The organism is Pseudothermotoga hypogea DSM 11164 = NBRC 106472 (assembly GCF_000816145.1).
In the GTDB taxonomy this organism is placed as follows: domain Bacteria; phylum Thermotogota; class Thermotogae; order Thermotogales; family DSM-5069; genus Pseudothermotoga_A; species Pseudothermotoga_A hypogea.
On sequence record NZ_CP007141.1, the window covers coordinates 931562 to 952522 of the forward strand.

General features: G+C 49.4%; 20 protein-coding genes. 12 read left to right on the top strand and 8 right to left on the bottom strand.

Annotated elements, in window-relative coordinates:
- Positions 1-10: 10 nt before the first annotated feature.
- Positions 11-1225 (bottom strand): S-layer homology domain-containing protein, encoded by a 1215-nt coding sequence (locus tag AJ81_RS04710; protein ID WP_031504882.1) that lies wholly within the window; start codon positions 1223-1225, stop codon positions 11-13.
- 151 nt (positions 1226-1376) lie between these two features.
- Between AJ81_RS04710 and AJ81_RS04715 the strand changes: the two genes are divergently transcribed.
- The 8 genes from AJ81_RS04715 (at position 1377) to AJ81_RS04750 (ending at position 8296) form a co-directional block, all read left to right on the top strand.
- The gene (locus AJ81_RS04715) at positions 1377-1595 is read left to right on the top strand and encodes a hypothetical protein (RefSeq protein WP_144316853.1); all 219 of its coding nucleotides are present in this window, start codon (positions 1377-1379) and stop codon (positions 1593-1595) included.
- Positions 1596-1660: 65 nt separating this feature from the next.
- Positions 1661-2824 carry a serpin family protein gene (locus AJ81_RS04720; protein WP_051368691.1) on the top strand — a complete coding sequence of 388 codons (1164 nt, stop codon included), beginning with the start codon at positions 1661-1663 and terminating at the stop codon, positions 2822-2824.
- A 216-nt stretch (positions 2825-3040) separates the two neighbouring features.
- Positions 3041-3976, top strand: coding sequence for a tripartite tricarboxylate transporter substrate binding protein (locus tag AJ81_RS04725; RefSeq protein ID WP_031504887.1), 936 nt, complete (start codon positions 3041-3043; stop codon positions 3974-3976).
- Between the two features lie 46 nt (positions 3977-4022).
- Complete coding sequence (locus AJ81_RS04730) at positions 4023-4448, top strand: tripartite tricarboxylate transporter TctB family protein (RefSeq protein ID WP_031504888.1); 426 nt, start codon at positions 4023-4025, stop codon at positions 4446-4448.
- A gap of 12 nt (positions 4449-4460) precedes the next feature.
- Complete coding sequence (locus AJ81_RS04735) at positions 4461-5939, top strand: tripartite tricarboxylate transporter permease (RefSeq protein WP_096325183.1); 1479 nt, start codon at positions 4461-4463, stop codon at positions 5937-5939.
- Between the two features lie 14 nt (positions 5940-5953).
- Entirely contained in the window at positions 5954-6583 is a 630-nt protein-coding gene (locus AJ81_RS04740; protein WP_031504891.1) for a bifunctional 4-hydroxy-2-oxoglutarate aldolase/2-dehydro-3-deoxy-phosphogluconate aldolase, read from the top strand.
- On the top strand, positions 6567-7457 hold the full coding sequence (locus AJ81_RS04745; RefSeq protein WP_051368692.1) for an ROK family protein: 891 nt from the start codon (positions 6567-6569) through the stop codon (positions 7455-7457). Before AJ81_RS04740 ends, AJ81_RS04745 begins: the two co-directional genes overlap by 17 nt.
- Positions 7454-8296 (top strand): MurR/RpiR family transcriptional regulator, encoded by an 843-nt coding sequence (locus tag AJ81_RS04750; RefSeq protein ID WP_031504895.1) that lies wholly within the window; start codon positions 7454-7456, stop codon positions 8294-8296. Before AJ81_RS04745 ends, AJ81_RS04750 begins: the two co-directional genes overlap by 4 nt.
- A gap of 18 nt (positions 8297-8314) precedes the next feature.
- On the opposite strand, the gene AJ81_RS04755 is transcribed toward AJ81_RS04750, so the two are convergent.
- The 7 genes from AJ81_RS04755 to AJ81_RS04785 all read right to left on the bottom strand — a co-directional run bounded on the left by AJ81_RS04755 (position 8315) and on the right by AJ81_RS04785 (position 17141).
- The gene (locus tag AJ81_RS04755; protein WP_031504896.1) at positions 8315-9286 is read right to left on the bottom strand and encodes an ABC transporter ATP-binding protein; all 972 of its coding nucleotides are present in this window, start codon (positions 9284-9286) and stop codon (positions 8315-8317) included.
- A complete protein-coding gene (locus AJ81_RS04760; RefSeq protein ID WP_031504897.1) occupies positions 9271-10260 on the bottom strand; it encodes an ABC transporter ATP-binding protein in 990 nt (329 codons plus the stop codon). Before AJ81_RS04760 ends, AJ81_RS04755 begins: the two co-directional genes overlap by 16 nt.
- A gap of 9 nt (positions 10261-10269) precedes the next feature.
- On the bottom strand, positions 10270-11202 hold the full coding sequence (locus tag AJ81_RS04765) for an ABC transporter permease (RefSeq protein ID WP_031504900.1): 933 nt from the start codon (positions 11200-11202) through the stop codon (positions 10270-10272).
- Between the two features lie 3 nt (positions 11203-11205).
- Positions 11206-12192 (bottom strand): ABC transporter permease, encoded by a 987-nt coding sequence (locus tag AJ81_RS04770; RefSeq protein WP_031504903.1) that lies wholly within the window; start codon positions 12190-12192, stop codon positions 11206-11208.
- Between the two features lie 3 nt (positions 12193-12195).
- Positions 12196-13566: a M14 family zinc carboxypeptidase gene (locus AJ81_RS04775; RefSeq protein ID WP_031504904.1), complete on the bottom strand. Its 1371-nt coding sequence runs from the start codon at positions 13564-13566 to the stop codon at positions 12196-12198.
- A gap of 41 nt (positions 13567-13607) precedes the next feature.
- Complete coding sequence (locus tag AJ81_RS04780) at positions 13608-15701, bottom strand: peptide ABC transporter substrate-binding protein (RefSeq protein ID WP_031504906.1); 2094 nt, start codon at positions 15699-15701, stop codon at positions 13608-13610.
- Between the two features lie 552 nt (positions 15702-16253).
- Positions 16254-17141 (bottom strand): isocitrate lyase/PEP mutase family protein, encoded by an 888-nt coding sequence (locus AJ81_RS04785; RefSeq protein ID WP_031504908.1) that lies wholly within the window; start codon positions 17139-17141, stop codon positions 16254-16256.
- Between the two features lie 123 nt (positions 17142-17264).
- Between AJ81_RS04785 and AJ81_RS04790 the strand changes: the two genes are divergently transcribed.
- The 4 genes from AJ81_RS04790 to AJ81_RS04805 are packed head-to-tail and all read left to right on the top strand — an operon-like array spanning position 17265 to position 20919.
- Positions 17265-18239: a tripartite tricarboxylate transporter substrate binding protein gene (locus tag AJ81_RS04790; protein ID WP_031504909.1), complete on the top strand. Its 975-nt coding sequence runs from the start codon at positions 17265-17267 to the stop codon at positions 18237-18239.
- A gap of 45 nt (positions 18240-18284) precedes the next feature.
- Positions 18285-18719, top strand: a complete 435-nt coding sequence (locus AJ81_RS04795) for a tripartite tricarboxylate transporter TctB family protein (RefSeq protein ID WP_031504910.1) — start codon at positions 18285-18287, stop codon at positions 18717-18719.
- Positions 18720-18731: 12 nt separating this feature from the next.
- Positions 18732-20234 (top strand): tripartite tricarboxylate transporter permease, encoded by a 1503-nt coding sequence (locus tag AJ81_RS04800; RefSeq protein ID WP_031504911.1) that lies wholly within the window; start codon positions 18732-18734, stop codon positions 20232-20234.
- Positions 20235-20259: 25 nt separating this feature from the next.
- Positions 20260-20919 carry a GntR family transcriptional regulator gene (locus AJ81_RS04805; protein WP_031504913.1) on the top strand — a complete coding sequence of 220 codons (660 nt, stop codon included), beginning with the start codon at positions 20260-20262 and terminating at the stop codon, positions 20917-20919.
- Positions 20920-20961 lie beyond the last annotated feature (42 nt).

The window sequence follows — 20961 nt, forward strand, 5'->3', positions numbered from 1 at the left end:
AGAGACCACGTTACGGATTTGCACCACCCATCAACATACCAATCAGTCCTATCACCGCACCGGCCGCACCAACGATGATGCCTATCAAGCCCATGTTGTAAGCCTCGTTGATCTTCTTCGCCTGCTCAACCGTCGCCGCTTCTATGTCGCTCATCCAAGGTTTGGAATCGATCTTCTTGGACAGGTTAGCGATGTTCTGTTCGGCTTGAGAAACTTTCTGACTCAGAGATGTCAACTGACCTGCGAGCGTTCCAACGTTGCCTTCGAGCACGCCCACCTTCTTCGCCGCGCTGGTAGCGTCGGCAACATCTTTCTTGAGTTTTTCAACGTCGGTCACGAGCGAAGCGACTTGACCTTCGAGCAGGGACAATCTTGCATCGAGCTGGCGGGACGTTGCGTCGAGCGCCTTCCTCAAGCTGTCGACATCCGAAGCAAGCTTCGTTTCCAGGGCAGCAACACGACCCTCCAGATCGCTGAAGCTCTTTCTCAGCGTCGCGAGCGCTTGTAAGTTGGACTCCAAACCGTCCATTCTCTTGGACAGAGCCGTCAGATCGGCCTTCGTGGCGTCGATGGACTTGGACAAAGTATCGAGCCTCGAAGAGAGGTTGTTGAACTTCGTATCGAGATCGCTCACTCTCGCGTTGATTGCATCGATGGAAGCCTTCAACTGGGACATGATTTGCGCAGAGATCTGCGCCTGCAGATCTGAAACGCTCTTCTCAACCGCGGACACCTTGGCGGAAAGTTGGTTGTACATCGTCATCATCTTGTTTTCTGAAGCGGCGATCATGGTGGGCAAATCTCTTCTCACCTGAGAGATCTCAACGATGGTAGATTTCAAAGTCGAAATTTCGGCCAGAACGGTCTGAAGTGTTTGATCCGTCGCAGCCAATTGTTCCCCTTGCCTCTGAGTTCTGTTGATCGCGGTGCTCACCAGATCTTCGAGTGCAGCTATTCTCTTCAACGCGGTCTGCATATCGGCTGGACCTGCGGCCAGTTGCTTGGTGAGATAGTCCAGCATCTTCTTCAGTGCCACCGTGACTTGGTAGCGAGTCATGGGATTGTTACCTTGGAACGTTCCATCCGGCATGCCGGAGATGATACCGAGTTTCGCCAGCTCAGTCACAGCTTCGTACGCCCAGTGGTTCACAGGCACGTCGGAGAAAGCCTGTGCAAACATCAAACCCGTGACTAATGCCAGAACAAAAACGAGCGCTTTCTTCATCCACCTCACCTCCAGAACAGTTCTCTCTCGAACTATATTACCACAGCCGACCTCATTGTTTAGACTACGACCCAGAGCTTACTTGTTCCCACGGTTCGAACACGAAGCTCAGGGTACAGTTATCACGAAAGAACTTTCCGAAGCTGTTCCGATGGGAAGGCTTCTGAGGATACCTCTGCTCTGCTGCGCGCTCGTGCTGCTACTCTTTGGCTGTGGTGCTTCGCAAGAGCAAAAGTCAACGATAGAAAAGCTTGCGGAAGATCTAATCAAGGCGATCGAAAACTTTTTCACGTCTCCCAACATTTATCTCGCTGTGATATTCGTTCGCGACGGCAACGTGGTGGTCTATCCAAAACCCATCGCGACGTGATGGTGCGATTTCTCATCGATTTCTAATCATCTGTGTGTAGAATGGTCCCCGAGGGGGCGAAGGTCGTGAAGAGATCACTCTCTGTGGTGATCGTGTTTTTGTCACTCGGCGTATACTTCGCAATGAACGCAGCAAATTCTGTGAACTCGTTCGGTCTGGATCTCTACAGAGTGCTCGCGAGCAAGGAAGGAAACATCTTTTTCTCACCGTTCAGTATAAGTACCGCTCTGGCGATGACTTACCTCGGTGCGGATGGAAACACGGCTTTGCAGATGAAGCGAGTGTTGCACTTCGAAGACGAAGGCCTCCACGAAAGTTTTTCAGAATTGATCACTTCACTCAACAAACCAGCAGAAGCTTACAAACTGATCACAGCCAACGCGCTGTGGGTGCAGAAGAACTATCCACTGTTGGATTCTTTCCTCAGAGACATCGAAAGGTATTACAGAGCGCCTGTCAACATCGTCGATTTCGTGACCGATCTGGACAATTCAATTCGAAAGGTCAACGAATGGATTGAAGAAAAGACCGCGGGGAAGATCAAGAACATGCTCACGAGAGACGACGTCGACAGTCTCACCAGACTGATCCTGACCAACGCGATCTACTTCAAAGGCAGATGGAAAATACCGTTCGACGAGAAGTTGACGAAGAAGGATTTCTTCCATGTGAACGAAACTACAAAGGTCGAAGTGGACATGATGGAACTCACAGAGAAATTCGAATACTACGAAGATGACCAAGTTCAAGTTCTGAAACTTCCGTACGCAGAAAGCAGTCTTTCCATGGTCATCGTTCTGCCGAGAGCGGGTGTAGAGTTGATTGAGCTGGAAAAGGATCTAACGAAAGAAAAGATCGAAGGATGGCTGAAGAATCTCAGTGAAACAAGGGTTCAGGTGTTTTTGCCAAGGTTCAAGATTTTGGAACGTCTATCGATGAAGGAAACGCTCATGAAGATGGGCATGGTCGATCCGTTCACTGACAGGGCCGACTTTTCAAAGATCGATGGAACTCACATGTTGAAGATTCAGAACGTGATACACCAGGCCTTCGTGGAAGTCAACGAGGAAGGTACTGAAGCGGCAGCCGCAACCGCGGTGATCATGGGTATCAAGATGGCGATGCCAGTCATGCCGGTGATCTTCAGAGCCGATAGACCGTTCATGTTCTTGATTCAGGAAGAAACCAGCAACACCATACTCTTCATGGGCCGACTGCAGAAGCCGTGACAAGGTGAAAAATCTGTATCGATGTGATTGACGAAGAAAGACAGAGCAATCGAATGAAAAAATGAGTTTTGAGCAATTATTCAGGAGAAGCTTCCCAATCTTCCAGTTCTCCGTGCCGCACCGGATTTGGCAGATGGTTTGACCTGTGGTATTTTTGAAGCAAAAGCTTCCATTTCGTTTTCGGATGGAAGCATTTACTTCAAAGGAGGTTTTCTTATGAGAAGGTTGCTCGTGTTCGTTTCGTTGGTTCTTGCGACTCTACTTCTCGCAGCTTATCCAGACAAGCCCATCACCTTCATCATCCAAGCGGCTCCCGGTGGGGCTTCGGACATGGTTTCGAGAACCATCACAGCCATCGCACAAGAGATACTCAAGGTTCCCATCAACTGCACCAACATCACAGGTGCTGCTGGTGCCATCGCGATGAAGAGACTTCAAACCAGCAAACCCGACGGTTACACCATGGGCTATGTGCCCGTCGAACTCTCGATGGTTAAGGCGCTGGGTTACGCAGACTTTGGTCCGGAAGATTTCGATCTGCTCATGAGAATAATGGTTATACCAGCCGCCCTCACAGTGAGAGCCGATTCACCTTGGAAAACTGCTCAAGAATTCATCGAGTATGTGAAAACTCGACCTGGCACGGTGACTGTGGGTAACTCGGGACCAGGTTCCATCTGGCACATCGCCGCGCTGAGCCTTGAAAAAGCTACGGGTATAAAACTCGTCCATGTCCCATTCGATGGTGCTGCCCCCGCGGTTGCTGCCCTTTTGGGAGGACACATCACAGCTGTGACGGTCAGCCCCACGGAGGTCAAAGCGGGTGTAGAATCAGGTCAACTCAGAATCTTGGCCGTGATGAGCGACGAGAGAACCCCTCTGTTCCCTGACGTACCAACGATGAAGGAGCTCGGTTACGATGTCTCGATCGCGGCGTGGGGAGGCTTGGCATTGCCCAAAGGTGTCGATCCAGAAGTTTACAAGATACTCGCAGATGCGTTCAAAAAGGCTTACGACAGTGAAACCTTCCAAAAGTTCCTGCTCGACAGGGGCATGACACCAGCCTACCTCGATGGACAAAAGTTCAAAGAATTCGCCGTAGCTCAGTACAACATGTTCATGGAACTCATACCGAAGGCGCTCGGAAAATGAACAGAAGGCTGCCCCGATGGGCAGCCTTTAACTTCGAGGTGAGAGGATGGGTGATTTGATTTTCTCGTTGGTTTCAATAGCGTACTCGATTTATCTGTTGGTTGAGTCTTCAAAGCTTCCAGCTGGTATAGCAACGATTCCAGGCCCGGGATTCTTCCCAAGGTTGATAGCTTCAGTGATTCTTGTTCTGGCCTGTTTGCTCTTGACTTTCAGTCTTCGGAGGTTCTTCAAGAAAACCACAACTCCCTTTCCCAAGGGAAGATGGGCTCAAGTCTCTCTGGTTCTGATCACGATCCTTTTGTACGTTCTGCTCTGGGGCAGATGTAATTTTTTGCTCAACACGTTCTTGATGTTGTTCTCGATCCACATCGTCACGGGATCGAAATGGTACATGGGTTTGATTGGCTCGGCGGTTTTGAGCATCGGTGTTTTTCTTCTGTTCGGCAATGTTTTTCACGTGCTTTTCTTCTGAAGGGGTGATCGTGTGCAACAGTTCGTGCAGGGATTTTTACAGGCTATCGATCCACGGGCGATAATCTATCTGCTCGTGGGAACGTTCTCTGGCCTCATCATCGGAACTCTTCCGGGTTTGACGGCAACGATGGCGGTTGCTATAATCACCCCTCTAACTTTTTGGTTGTCACCCAACGAAGGACTCGCGATGCTCATCGGAGTGTGGAATTCCGCTATTTTCTCCGGTGGGATATCGGCCATCCTCATAAACACTCCAGGTACCCCCGCATCGATCGCGTCCACCTTCGATGGGTTCGCCTTGACGAAGAAAGGTATGGCTGGTCTCGCGCTCGGAATAAACGTCGTTTTCTCATGCGTCGGCGGAATATTGGGTATCGTTGCGCTGATCGCCGTTGGTTTTCCGCTCGCGAAGTTCGCGCTGTCCTTCGGACCCGCCGAGTACTTCACCCTCGCAATCTTTGGACTCTCAACGATGGTCGCTGTCTCCGGCAAGTCCATTTTGAAGGGAATGATAGCGGGATTTCTCGGATTCTCGATCGCCCTGATTGGACTCGATCCCATCTTCGGTTCGGAGAGGTTCACCTTTGGCAGGATGGAGCTTCTGGGTGGTATTTCTTTCATACCGGTCATGATAGGTCTGTTTGGAATCGGAGAAGTTCTGTCGCAAATTTTCACCAAGAGTCGGACCATGTCAGCAGACGCACGAATCACCACACAACTCAAAAGGGTGGTTCCGACCTTCAAAGAGGTGAAGGATTTGACGCCCGTGGCATTGCTGTCGTCCCTCATAGGTATAGTCATAGGTGTCATACCAGGTGCGGGAGCAGACATCGCAGGTTTGGTGGCGTGGGATCAGAGTAGGAGAATAGCGAAGAGACCCGAGGAGTACGGCAAAGGTTCGTTAGAAGGTTTGGCCGCATCGACGACAGCGAACAACGCTTGCCTTGGCGGAGCCTTGACAACAATGATGGCACTCGGTCTGCCCGGAGACGCCGTCACTGCGATTCTGATAGGCGCTTTCATAATCTACGGTGTGCAACCTGGACCGATCATGTTCCGAGACCACGCCAATTTCGTCTACATGGTCATAACGCTGATGTTGCTCGCCAACGTTGTTTTCCTCGCCGTTGGGTTCTTCTTTTCGAAAATTCTCACGAAGTTTCTCTCTTTACCTCAAAGCTTCATTTGGGCAACGATAATCATCTTATCGCTCGTTGGAAGTTACGCTATAAACAACAGCGCATTTGACCTCATGATCGTGTTTCTGTCAGGTGTGTTGGGATTCATTTTCAGATTGCTCGATGTGCCACTCGGTCCGATCGTTCTCGCGCTAATACTCGGTCCGATGGCAGAAGCTAACATGAGAAGAGCACTGATACTGAGTGGGGGCAGTTTCACCACTTTCTTCACCAGGCCGATCTCCTTGGTCTTGTTGATCCTCTCTGCGGTATCGTTGCTCACATCTGTGCTGAGGAAACGAAAATCGTGAACGGAGGAGATACCTTGTTAGAGAGATTGCTCGACAGCAAAATCTTGATAGTCGTTCGTGGTTTGAACGTGAGAGAAGCGATGGACCTGTGTGAGATACTCTTGGAAAACGACCTTAGGTTCGTTGAGGTGAGCTTCTCCGAAGAGGACGCCGACAAAGTCCTGAAGGCGTTGAAAACACACTTTGGCGGCGAGCTCTTCCTCGGTGCAGGGACCGTGTTCGATGAAAGAAACTACCAAAGGGCGATCGCGGCGGGTGCTGATTACCTCTTGAGTCCAGGTTTGAGTTCAAGAGTGGCGGAGTTATCGAGAAAGGACCGTGTAGCGTACGTTCCGGGCGTTTTCACCTCCACCGATGTGCAGAACGCTCTGGAGTTGGGCCTCGATGTGCTCAAGTTGTATCCAGCCGACGTGAACCTGCTGCGATCCTATCGTGGACCTTTTCCGAAAGTGAAGTTCATCCCGTTCGGTGGTGTGACGGACGAAAACGTGACTCGATACTTCTCCAGTGGTGCAGCGGCCGTTGGCGTAGGTTCCTACATAGCAAACAAGAAGTTGCTACAAGAAAGAAACTTCAAAGAACTGGATGATCGAATAAAGAAGATCAAGAGTTTGATCGGTGGTTCGAGTGGATCTGAGTGTTGACATAGGGGGCACGAAAACTTTAGTTGCCGCATTCGATGAAGACAGTTTGGTTCCTCGTGAAGTGCTCCAGTTCCCCACAGAACCTCACAGAGGTTTTGAAGACTTTTTGCGCAGACTCACCGAAACGGGCAAGAAGCTCTTGAGCGGTGAGCAACTCAGGATCTGGGCTATCTCCACCGCTGGAGCAGTCGACGATGATGGAAACGTGCTGTGGTCACCAAATTTGGGATGGAAAAACCTCGCGTTGAAGCAAGCCTTTAGCAGGTTCTTTGGTGATAAAGGCTTCGTGGAGAACGATTGTAACGCCGCCGCGTACGCTGAAGCTTGGGTGCGCGGATCTAAGAATTTGGCTTATGTGACGGTGAGCACGGGCATCGGTATGGGTTTGGTTCTGGAAGGAAAGGTTTATCGTGGCTCACACTACGCCGCCGGAGAGATTGGTCACACTATCGCGGAAGAAGAAGGACCCGTTTGTAGCTGTGGTAGAAAAGGATGTCTTCAGGCCATTTCTTCTGGGAGAGGTTTAGAGAACCTGATTCAGTCACTCACGGGAGAAAGACTCAGATGTGAGGACATCTTCGAAAAAGCGAAAATGCGGTTTGAACCGTACTTCCAAGTTGTTTCCCACGGTGCGAAGGTCTTGGCGAGATTTTTGACGAACATCGTGGACACCTTGGACATAGAAGTTCTCGTGCTCGGTGGAGGGCTCATCAAGGATGAATTTTACAGAAGCGTGTTGGTAGAATACGTACAACGAAATTACTATATGACACCGGGTAAAAAGATTTCGGTGGAGTTGTCTCAGGTTCAACCGAACCCAGGAACTGTCGGAGTGCTTTTGCTCTCTCGTCAACGCTTCGGAGGGATCGTATGAACAGTGAGTACAGAAAAAAGATTCAGAGAGTTTACTCAAGGCTCACACGGAGTCAAAGAAAAGTGGCGGAGTTCATCATCGACAATCCATCCAAGATCACATTGATGAGCGCAGATCAATTGGCCAAGGCTTCCGGTGTTGGTGAGGCAACGGTCATAAGGTTTGCTCGCATTCTGGGTTACAAAGGATACTCCGATATGAAAGAAGAGTTCCAGCGTGCGTTGATCGACAATCTCACCTCTTCGAAGAAGGTCGAGGAGGGTTTGAAGAGCGTTTCTTCTGAAACTGTACTCGATGAACTTTTGAAAACTCATACAGCCGTTTTTCAGAACATGAACGTCGCGGAACTGACAAAAAGTTTGAAGAACGCAGCCAAGATCATCTTCGAGGCGAACGACGTTTATGTTTTCGGTGAAGGAGCGGCACTGGTGCCAGCGATGGAACTTTCGTTCTGGTTGAACAGGTTCGGCAAAAAGACCTGGCTCTTCGGTACGACTGGTCGTTCGTTTTTCGAACACGTGGTGAACATAAGAAAAAACGACGTTTCGATTGGATTCGCTTACCGAAAGATCAACTTCGAACTGAGGATACTGTTCTCTGAAACACGAAAAAGGGGCGGAAAGAATATATTGTTCACCGATCAGGCACTCAATCAACTGTGCGATCTGGCGGACGAGATAATCGTTACAGATCGTGGAGGCATTGGAAGCTACCGTTCGATGGCAATACCCGTCATCATGTCAGACGCGTTGCTCTTCGAGTTCGCGGCCATCAACGAAACAAGCCTTGAAAATCTCCGAAATCTCGAAAAAATTCGTAGAGAGTATGGCTATGAGTGAACTTGCCTCACGAACCCATCAATACAAAAAACACGCGACTTGGTGCGAAGCCTCGACTGCTTTGAGTTGTGGTATTTGCTCTGCACAGACCTTCATGGCGTAGGGACATCTACTGGCGAAAAGACAGCAAGCCGGTGGATCTATGGGCGAAGAGATCTCACCTTGGATGGGTTGAACGTTTCGAAGCTTTCTGAGTTTGGGATTGGGAACTGGCACAGAGGCTATCAACGCTTTCGTGTATGGATGAAGTGGGTTTGCGAACAGCTCGTTCGAGTTCGCCAGCTCGACGATCCTTCCAAGATACATCACCGCGATGCGATCCGAAATGTATTTCACGACAGCTAAATCGTGCGCAATGAAAATGTAGGTCAGATTGTACTGCCCTTTCAGTGACATCAGAAGGTTTATCACCTGCGCCTGCACCGACACATCCAGCGCCGAAACGGGTTCGTCGCAGATCAACAGCTCAGGTTTGAGGATCAACGCCCTCGCTATGCCTATGCGCTGTCTTTGACCACCTGAGAACTCGTGGGGGTATCTCGAAAGGTATTCAGGTCTCAATCCCACATTCTTCATCATCTCTACGGCCATCTCTTTCTTTTCTTTCTGACTCAACATCGAATCAGTTAAACCTTCTGTGATTATCTGAAGAACGGTCATCCTTGGGTTCAAAGAGCTGTACGGATCTTGAAAGATCATCTGAATCTTTTTTCTGAAAGGTTGAAACTCGCTCAGTTTCAAAGAGAACAAGTCGATCCACTCTTTCGAATCTTTGTAAAGGAATTTCCCCGAAGTTGGTTCGTAGACCCTCACCATCAACCTTCCGAGCGTAGTTTTGCCACAGCCCGATTCTCCCACGAGCCCGAAGGTCTCTCCCCGAAAAACATTGAAAGAAACATCATCGACGGCCTTGAGATAGGACTTCTTTCCAAAACCTTTCTTTATGGGAAACCATTTGCTGACGTTCGAGAGCTTCACGAGTTCTTCCACTGTTCATCACCATCCGCGTACAACCAGCACTTCACAGAGTGCGTTGGACTGATAGATACCCGCTCAGGTTCTTTCTCTTTACACACGTTCATTCTGAAACTGCACCTTGGATTAAACCTACAACCTTTTGGATACTTCGCAGGATGTGGCACCGTACCTTCTATGGAGGCGAGCTTCTGTCTTTCTTGCCAATCGATCCGAGGCACAGAGTTGAGCAACGCTTTCGTGTAAGGATGAAGGGGATTTTCGAACAGTTCGAACACATCAGCCGTCTCTATGACTTGACCTGCGTACATCACCACGACCCTGTCGCACACCTCCGCGACGACGGCTAAACTGTGCGTGATGAGCATGACTGCGGTGTTGTACTTCTCCTTCAGTTCGATCATGAGCTTGAGTATCTGCGCCTGTATGGTGACGTCCAACGCGGTGGTGGGTTCGTCCGCTATCAGAAGCTTGGGATTGCACGCGAGCGCCATCGCTATCATGACACGCTGTCTCATGCCTCCAGAGAGTTGGTAAGGATAATGCTTGATTCTGCTCTCTGGTTCGGGGATCTTCACATCCCTGAGCATCTTGATAACCCTGTTCGAAACTTTTTCTTTCTCCAAGAGTTCGTGTAACTCGTACACCTCCGCGATCTGCCAGCCTACCGTGTAAACGGGATTGAGCGAAGTCATGGGTTCTTGGAAGATCATCGATATCTCCTTACCCCTGATCTTGTAAAGCTCTTGCTTTGGCAGTTTCAGAAGGTCTATGCCGTTGAACCACACGTGTGATTCTTCAGCGACGAACGCGTTCCTTGGAAGCAGCCTCGTTATCGCGTACGCTGTGACACTCTTACCACAACCGGACTCTCCAACGACTCCAAGCGTTTCTCCTTCGTTGAGTTCGAAGGACACATCGTCAACCGGCACGATCCTTCCCATGTTTGTCTTGAAACCGATCTTGAGATTTTCGACCTTCAACAGCATTCGATCACCTCATGACTCGCTCACGAACCTGGGATCGAGCGCATCCCTGAGCCCATCTCCCAAGAAGTTCACACTCAAAACGGTTATGAAGATCATGAAGCCCGGGAAGAACACGAGCCACCACGGCACAGTTCTTTCGAGCCCCGTCGCGAGAATGTAGTTCATGGCACGTTGGAGCATGTTACCCCAAGAAGGTGTCGGAGGTTGTATACCCAGACCGAGATAGCTCAACGAAGACTCGGCCAAGATTGCGTAAGACAGATTCAGCGTCAGCGAAACGATCGTTATCGGCATCACGTTCGGAAGAATGTGTTTGAAGAGTATCTTCAACCTGCTCGTTCCAAGCACTCTCGCAGCCATGACGTACTCGTTCTCCCTCAGCGATAGAACGACCCCTCTCACGAGCCGTGACACACCCATCCAACCGAAGACGGTCAGGACCAAGATCGTGTTCTTCACACCCGAGCCAAAGACCATCGTCAAGATCAGCAAAATTGGAAAGAGCGGTATCGACAGCATCACATCGACGAAGCGCATCAACAATCTGTCAACGATCCCACCGAGGTATCCCGAGAGTAAACCGATCAACAAACCTATCCCAGTCGAGAAAAGCGCCGACGTGAAACCCACAAAGAGTGAGATTCTACCACCGTACATGATTCTCACGAAGACGTCTCGACCAAGTTCATCCGTTCCGAAGAGATATCCAGCCGAAAGGGGTGGTTTGAACCTGTTCAGAAGGTCCATCTCATCGTAGGCTTTGGATGCAACCAGAGGTCCAAAGACGCTCAGACACACGATGCAACTGAGCGCGATGAGCCCGAACAGCGCCAATCTGTGCCGCAAGAATTTTCTTCTGACCAATTGCCAGTAGGTGCCTATGGGGAGTGGTGAACTCTCTTCTTCGAGCTCCTCAACACTCTTCTTCAAAGGCAAGACCATCTCTCACACCGCCTTCGCACCCAACCTGATCCTTGGATCGACGATCACGTACAGTATGTCCGCGAGCAAGTTCGAAAGCAAGGTGATCACGGCAAGGAACATCAAACAGTTGATCGCCAAGTTGTAATCGCTCGCCAAGACCGCTTCGTAGATGAGTCTTCCCATGCCCGGCCAAGAAAAGATCGTTTCGATGATCAGTGCGCCGCCGAAGAAATAGGGTATGTCCAAAGCGATGATCGTGATTATGGGAATGAGCGCGTTCCTGAGCGCGTGTTTCAAAATTACCCTTCTTTCGTCAGCACCCTTGGAGTATGCAGTCCTTATGTAATCCTGATCGAGCACCTCGAGTAGTGCGGTCCTGATGTACCTGACCCAGTAGGCGACTTGAACCAAACCGAGAACGAGGGCCGGGAGTGCCAAGTGTCTCAAGCGATCGAAGAAAACGTTCCAAAAGCCGCTGACACCGTAGGTCTGTACACCCGTCACGGGGAACCATCCCAGCCACACCGAAAAGACGATTATGGCCATCAGGGCGAACCAGAAGGTTGGTAAGGATATCCCGATGAACGCCAGAACGGTGAAGAAATAGTCGAAGAAGGAGTACTTCTTCACCGCCGAATAGATACCGATGGGAAAGGCGACGATCAAACCTATGACCCATGCCGTCACCGTCAGCAACAGAGTGTTCGGAAGTCTCTTCAGAATGATGCCAAGGACCGGTTGTTTGTACATCGAAGAGTAGCCCAGATCCCCTTTGAGGAAACTCCAGAGCCACACGCCGTAGCGCACTATGAGTGGATCGTCCAGATGATAGTACTTCCTCAGTTCCGCTATCTTGGCAGGATCTCTCGTCATGGCTCTTGGATTTTCCATCCTCATGGTCAAGAGTGGATCTCCCGGCATGGCGTTCAAGATGAAGAAGATGATCAGAGAGATCAGAAAGAAGATGGGTATCAACTCGAGGAACCTTATCAACAGATACCTTCTCAAGAGTCAAAAACCTCCCTGGGCTTGAAGATGGTTGGCCGTGTACAAACCTGCGAGAAGTTGAATCGCCACCAGATCTTTTATCGGAATCGCTCTGTAGTTCAGGTTCTTATACAAATATTCCATCTTTTTCTCAAACATTTCATCCACATGCTGCTTCAACTTGGAAAGCTTTTCATCGTTTCTCACCTTCAGAACACTGCTCATCAATCTTCTGAGCATGCCCAAGCTCAAACTTTGGTAGAACTGGGTCACGTAGAGATTGTCGAACACTTCGGCCACCGTGGCCTTCCTTTCGAGCTCTGGATCTGTCTCTATCCAATGTTTTTCCGCTTCCAAATGTGCCGGCATGGTTTCGATGTAGTTCTTCAAAGTCTCGTAAAACGCAAATTTCTTTGCTTCTTCGAAACTCGCACAGTGTTCGAACGGCCCCTTTATCTGTTCGTAGTGCTCTTTGGCTTTCTCCCAAGATATTCTTCGAGCTTGTCTTCTGCTCATGTCAGTTTCGGCGGTGTCCTCGATCCTCGGATCGTAATAGTAAGGTACTTCACACACCAAAGAAAAGGTGTTCGCAACCCTGCTCGCGTACTCGTCGGAGCTGGCGCCAGATTTTATGATCTTTGCAGGATCCACACTCGCATGTTTCTCAAGATAGTCGTACTCTTCACTTATCGGAAAGAGTTTGTACACCGCCTTGGACAGAGTTTTTGCATACGGAACTTCCGGCTCACCGAGTGAGAGTGGCACGTTGAAAAGTTGAGGTATTCTCTGATAAACTTCGTACAGAGGTGGAACTTCTCCACTGATGTAGTAATAAACACCTCCAAAGCCGGCGTTGTGCAGAGAGTACATGAAGGATGGCTTCGTCTCGTCTATGATGTCCATCAAAACCTTAGTTTCTGGCAACGGATTGTGGAAGTGCAACGTCTTGTAGTCCACAGGAAAGGTCCATTCCACCTGAAGATATCCCGGGGGTCTGTAGAAGTGTTCCGCGTACCTTCTGATCGATTCAGGATTTGAAAACCAACCTTCGTTCAACTTTGTGCCGTCTGGATCGATCACCTTTATGAGATACCAAGTGTAGTCGAACTGGGATCTGAAAGCTTCATCGCTGGCGAGTTTTTCAGCGAGGAAATCCAACATCATCGCACCTATGGGTTCGTTCGGATGGGGACAACCGAAGAGCAAAGCGTTCTTGGAACCACCCTTTATCTTGATCAGCTTTATTGGATGGCCGTTCCTCGAGAAACCTGCCACGCTCACTTCTACGATTTGTGGATACTTCTTCGCAAGTTCATCTGTCCTTCGATCGAGTTCATCAACCGAGAAGAATCTCTTGTAATCGGGTATGTCCTTCACCAAGACTTCAAAATTCATCTCGATCCCCCTGAAAAAGGCAGGGGGGAGACCCCCCTGCCTCATCTGACTTCGGTGTCTATGTACCAGTTGTAGATGATCCAGCCAAGGCCGCTGTCGTAGGTGGAGTTGAAGCTCTTTATGTATTTCTTCGCAAAGTGTGGTGTTGGATCAGAAATGAGTGGCAGAACGGGTAGATCGTTGGTCCACAGCGCGAAGTGTTTCTTGTAGAGTTCCACCCTCTTTTCGTAAGCAACTTCCTTGGCCATCTGCTCGAGTATCTTGTCGTTCTCTGGATTGGACCAACCTGTGTAGTTGGTGCCACCCCAGTTGTTCTCTTCCGACGGTATCATGTCTGTACCCCAGTAGTTCAAGGCTTCATCGCTCACACCGTAGCCCCAACCGGTCAGCCACGCGTCGAACTTGCCCATGGGCGCTTCTTCCCATATCACAAGCGCAGGTTTTGCTTCGAGCTTCACGTTCATACCTATTTTCTTCAACATACCCTGTATGAGCTGTGCCATGAGTTCAGCTTGGCTACTTCCCGCACCGTAAATGATAGTGAATTCAAAGACCTTGCCATCCTTTTCCAGTAAACCTTGCCTGTTCTTCTTCCAACCCGCTTCGGCGAGCAACTGTTCCGCTTTCTTAGGATCGTAAGGATACTTCTTTATGTGATCTCCTTTCAGTGCGTCCCTCATGATGTGTATCTCCGTGATCCAAGTATCCATGATCTGGCCGAGTCCGAAGAACACGACCTGGTTTATCTGCTGACGATCGAGTGCATAGAGTATGGCCTGTCTGACCCTCACGTCAAAGAAGAGTGGGTGTGGCTTGCTCAGATCGTTAGGATCTCTGAAGTTGAGATTCAGCGTCCACAGCGCCACGTTTGGCGTGAAGTAGACGTTGAAGATGTCGCCCCTTTCTTTCTGTAATTGCAAGCTCTGCTTCAGATCCAGCGTGTATCTTCCGAAGTCGATCTCACCCTTCAACGTCGAGGCGAATATGACATCGCTGTCTGGGATGATCTTGAATATGATCCGATCGATGTTCGGCCTTCCCATGTAGTATTCGTCAAACGCTTCGAGAACCATGTACTGACCTTCGACATACTCTTTGAACTTGTATGGGCCAGTCATAACTGGGTTAAACATGACCTTCTGGACGAATTCATCCCAATTTCCGCTCGCTTTCGCCTTTTCAAAATCTTCCCTGAACAAATGCTCCGGCAATTGGAACCAACCGTAGTAGTAAGCGTACACGGATGAGCCGAGTTCCATACCCGGCACTGGGTGTGGCAGATAAATAGTGAAGGTGTAATCGTCAATGATCTCGACTTTTTCAACCATCTTTTCGAAATAGTTCGTGGTGATGGGTGCCTCAGAGACCATCACTTCCCACTGGAACTTGGCATCTCTCGCCGTGACGGGATGACCGTCGTGCCATTTCATGCCCTTTCTCAGCTCGAACGTGATCGCAACCGAGCCATCTGGCAAGATCTTGATCAAGCCGTTTTCGAGACTCGGGATCCTCTTTATCATCCTTGGATGGTAGAACCCATTGTCGTCGGTACCTGTGTAACCGTCACCTATGATGTTGCAGAGCGTCCATGTCAGTCCAGAAGAGGTGAAGAGAGTGTTGAAACCCTTTGGACTTGCCACGGTCGCCGTCACGATCGTTCCACCACGTTTCGGTGGATAGAGCGCCTGGTAGAAAGATCTTGCGGCTTCAGCTTTCGTGATGGGCGAGAATGGCTCCAAAAGATGACCGTATCGATAATCCAAAAGTTGTCTGTCACTCCTGAAAGCGAGCGTGAACGCACCGACCGCTTCAGGTGGAACTTTGTCTTCGTCGTTGGCTAACGTGCATATCTCGGTGAACTTCGCCGCCTCCTGCTCAAGTCCCAGCACCTTGACCAGGCTCATAATGAAATCTTTCCTGAGAACAGGCTCAGACCCCTTCTTGACCAACCCTTCTTTCCCAGGAAAAGCCTTCGCCACAGCGGCGTGGAACTCGTCCCACGTGAGCGGTGTGTCGTCGATGGCTTTGAGAATACCGAGTTTTTGAACAACGGGCGCCGCCTCTTGCAAGCTGATCTGCGCGAAGAAGAGAGTTGCGAGGAAAGAAACCAGTAGGACCGCCAGGAACTTCTTCACAGAATCACCCCCATGCACTTATTGTTTATCATTATACGCGAACACGCTCATGGGTGTCAATGAGCGAAAAACAATTTGCACTTGATTCCAACTCGGATATTCACGATCCTCACGCAATTTCATCGTTCAGTTTTGATTGTGTTACTTCTTTTCAACATCAACGTTCGTATATATCATGATGGGAGCGCTCTCGAGGAAAGTGAACCGTCCAGACGGTAGCCGTGTACATTGGTGTTGGTCTAACTCGTTGATTTGTTCTTCAGATATGTTCAAAAGGATAAAGGCGCTCCCGATGAGAAAGATTTTCGTTGAAGATCCAGATGGATCGTCAGCTCACTGATGCACACAACAACAGAACGAAAAGTCGATGATAAAACCAAAGCCCCAGAAATGGGGCTTTTTGTTTTGATGAACCCTAATCTGAGCGGGGTTTCCACAATTTTAAGTGTTTCAAAAAGATCGTCGATCCAGCGTCCAGATATATCTCAAGCCGGCAGATCAACTCTCCTTCTGAAAGCGTCTCGACCATTCAATGCGAGTTTCTCGACATTCTCAACCCGAATATTTCGACTCCATCTTTCTCCATTCGCTGTAACCCACGATCTCGTTGAACTCGGACCAACTCACGCCGAGCTCGACGACTTTTTGAAAGTCTCCTTCTTTCAACGCTTTCAAAGCTTCCATCATTGCTTTCGTAGCAGGATACAAACACACCATAGGTATTGACAGATACGTGATTCCCACTTTGACGAGCTCGTTGAAATCGAACAGAGGAGTCTTGCCACCAGGTATGATGTTGAAAGAAATTGGCTTTGGAACTTCGTGAACCAACGTCTTGATTTCTTCTATAGATTGTGGCGCTTCTACGTAGATGTAATCCGCACCAGCTTGTGCGTAAGCTTTCGCTCGGCGAAGAACCTCTTCAAAACCTGCAACGGATCTTGCATCCGTCCTTGCTCCTATGACGAGTTCGGGGTTTTCCTCGTTCTTCGCATCCACAGCCGCTCTTATCTTGTTGACCATCTCTTCCAGCGAGACGATGCTTTTTCCTTCCATGTGGCCACATCTCTTCGGCCAAACCTGATCTTCCAATCGCACTCCAGCAACACCTATCCTCGCAAAATTCTTCACCGTCCAGTACACGTTCAAGGCGTTTCCATAACCAGTGTCTATGTCCGCATCGACTGGAAGATCCGTTGCGTTGACGATCGTTCTGACTCTTTCCAACATCTCCGCGTATCCCACAAGACCTATGTCCGGTTGACCAATCAGAGAAGCGGATATCCCATAACCTGTGGTACCCACCACTTCAAATCCCGCAAGCTGTATCAACCTCGCCGAAAGCGCGTCGTACGCGCACACCCTCAGGGTCAGTTTCCCCTTTTCGTTGAGATATTCTCTAAGCTTGCGCGCTTTCTGGAAAGCTTTCCACTCAGACATCGAGATTCCCTCCTTAACTAAAGGTGAATTTTGTAACTTGACGATGCGTCGGAGAACAGATATAATATATACGACCTCATATATGATATCATATTGTATAGAAACCTGCAAGGAGGTGAGTTCATGAAGGTGAAAATTGTTCTGCTGATCATCTCGATGTTACTCGTCACCACAATCTTCGCTGAAACGTACCCGGCAAAGCCGCTGAACTTCATCGCACCTGGTGGTCCAGGAGGTGGATGGGACACCACGATAAGAGTCGTCGCACAGGTTTTGAAAGAAACAGGACTGGTGACCCAGCCGATCGTCGTCACCAACATGCCCGGTGGTGGCGGTGGAGTGGGCCTGGCACACATGCAGACCAAGAAGGGTGATCCTTACACGATCATAGTCTTTTCGCCTCCACTTCTTCTGATCAACCTCACTGGACAAACCCAGTACTCGTTCAAGGACCTTACCCCTCTGGCGATGTTGATACACGATTACGGTGCCTTCGCGGTGTCAAAGAAGTCCAAGTATAACAGCATCACTGAGGTTATGGATGCTTTGAAGAAAGATCCAAAGAGCGTCAGGGTTGGTGGCATCTCCGCGTTCGGGTCGATGGACCACATACAGTTTTTGATCGCGGCACGAGCGGCAGGTGTGACGAACCTCAAAGACATAACCTATGTTTCCTTCCAGGAAGGCGAACATCTGGCTGCTCTGCTTGGGGGACACATCGATGTGCTCTCAACGGGTCTTGCAGAGGTGACGACTGCGCTTCAAACTGGTACGATCAAGGTTCTTGCCATCACCTCTCCTCAACGTGTCTCTGGCGCTCTTGCTACTGTTCCAACACTCAAAGAGGAAGGCATAGATGCCGAATTCGTGAACTGGCGTGGTCTGTTCGGACCGCCAGAGATGCCCGAATACGCTGTAGAATACTGGATAAACACGCTCTCGAAGATGGTTCAAACAATTGAATGGGAAAGGGTTGTAGCAAAGTACAACTGGACCAAGGCGTTCATGCCGGGCAAAGAGTTCATGAATTACCTGGAAAAGGTCAACGAAGATTACAAAGTGGTGCTCAAAGAACTTGGACTGTACAAGGGTGAATGAACTTGGCCCGCAGGATGTTTCCTGCGGGCTTTGGAGGGATCTTTCGTGGAGGCAAAAGACAGATACCTTGCGATAATCGTGCTTGTCTTCGGCTTAGTTTACACTTTGGCATCTTGGAACTTACCCAGAGCCCCGGTGGGAAATCCCTTTGGACCAGTATATTTTCCGTTGGGTCTGGGAGTGCTTGTGAGTGTTATAGGTTTGTTGATGCTCGTTCAGAGTCTGAGAACACGCCAGGAAACGGCTCGCAAGCCCAGCAAGCTCTCAGTACGAATGTGGATCGCTGTTTTATTTTGCGTGGGCTATGCTTTGGTGTTCAATCGAGTTGGTTTCATGATATCCACTTTCGTGTTTCTCACATCTTTTTTGTTGTTGCTGAACGGATTCAAGAAATGGTTGATGTCTCTCAGTATCGCCCTGCTCTACACGATCGGTGTTTGGTATCTGTTCGAAAAGGTTTTCCTGATAAACCTTCCTTAGGAGTGATCGAAAATGGCCGCAGTTGAATATTTGATGTACGGCTTCAAGGTCGTTTTCGAGCCGGCAAACTTCTTCTGGTTGACGCTTGGGAGTTTCTTGGGTACAGTGATCGGAATGCTTCCAGGTCTTGGCCCGGCGACAGGTATAGCTTTGCTTTTACCCTTGACGTTCGTCATGAAGCCAGAGACTGCCTTGATCACCATGTGTGCCATCTTTTATGGAGCGATGTTTGGTGGTTCTCGAAGTTCAATCCTTCTGAACATCCCAGGCGATGGTTCAGCCGTCGTTTCGTGTTTCGACGGCTATCCCATGACCTTGAAAGGAGAGGCGGAGGCTGCACTCGCCATCTCGGCGATAGCGTCGTTCATAGGTGGGTTGATATCATCCATAGCTTTCGTACTGTTGGCTCTACCACTCGCAAGGATCGCACTCATGTTTGGACCACCCGAATACTTCGCGCTGATGGTTCTCGCACTCACAGCAACGGCTTCGATGTCGGAAGGCAAGGTATTGAAAGGGCTTCTTTCCATGGCTCTGGGCTTGATCGTCTCAATGGTTGGGCTCGATCCTCAGTCTGGTGTTTCCAGATTCACTTTTGGAAATCTTGAGCTGCAAGGCGGTATAGAATTCGTCGTGGTGATCATAGGCATATACGGTTTGGGAGAGGTTTTGAAAAATTTGGAGAAGATAGCACGCTCAGAGGCACTACAACCCATCAAGAAGAAGTTTGGACGGATTTGGATCAGCAAAGAACAATGGAAACGCAGTGTTGTACCGATACTCAGATCAACACCCATAGGATTTCTGATAGGGATACTACCCGGCGCGGGTGGTACCATAGCCGGCCTTATGGCTTACAACGTTGAAAAAAGACTATCTAAAGAACCTGAAAGGTTTGGCAAAGGTGCCATCGAAGGTCTGGCCGCTCCAGAGGCTGCAAACAACGCTTGCTCGATCGGCGCAATACTTCCCACTCTCACGCTCGGTATTCCTGGTTCTGGCACTGCGGCGATCATGCTCGGCGCACTGATGATCTACGGTCTTCAGCCAGGACCACTTCTGTTCGAATTCTATCCAGAGATAGGATGGGGTGTCGTGGCGAGTTTCTTCGTTGGTAACCTTATAGCGGCGGTGATAAATTTGCCTCTGGCAGGTTTGCTGGTGAGGATTTTGGCGGTTCCACCGAAGATCCTCTATCCATTGATAACCGCGTTGTGTTTCATAGGAGTATACGCGATCAATTTGAGTGTCGTGGATTTCTATCTTCTCATAATGTTTGGCCTTCTGGGCTACGCGATGAGAAAGTTCGACATCCCGACAGCACCCATGATACTCGCCAGCGTCGTGGGAAGAAAGTTTGAACAATCCTTCAGGCAGTCTTTGATGCTCTCGCACGGTGATTTTTCGATTTTCTTCAAATCTGCTATATCGGTCACCTTGCTGATTTTGGCAGTTCTTTCACTCGTCTATCCCATCGTCTCAGGAGCTATCAAAAAGAGGCGTCACACGCTATAATTGACGTTAGGATTGGGGGAGCGTCATGGAAACCATAGAAAGAAGATCGTTGAAGGAAGAGGTTCTCACGAAGATCAAAGAGTTCATAACCAAGGGTCGATACGTACCTGGCCAGAGGATCGTTATCGATGCGCTGGCGAAGGAACTCGGTGTGAGTGTTACACCCGTCAGAGAAGCGTTGCACCATCTCGCGGCCGAAGGCTTGGTCTCGGTTGAACCAAGAAAAGGGTTCACCGTGAAGAAATGGGAACCCAAGGAAATAGAAGATTTACTCTATCTGAGAATGTATCTTGAAAAACTCGCCTGCAGGTTGTTCATCGAGAGAGCTTCGGAACAAGATATTGAAGAGTTGTCAATGATTGTGAAACAGATGGACAACGCCGTTCAAACTTCAGATTTGGAAGCTCTGACGATGTTCAATTCGCAGTTCCACAAAAAAATAGTGCGAGGCTCTGGAAACGAGGAACTTCTGAAGATCATGGAGTCTCTGAGCGCGAAACTTCACAGGGTAAGAATCCTTTCACTTTCGTATCCAGGCAGGATGGAACAATCATGCGTTGAACATAAAGCGATTTTCGATGCCATCGTGGAAAGAAACATCCCTTTGGCTGAACAGAGGGTGGAAGAGCATATCAAGAAAGTGATGGCCACGCTTTTGAAAAGGGCCCAAGAGGGGTTGATCTGACCCAAAGTTTTTTCCAACGCTTGCGCTCAGCTAAAAAGGGAT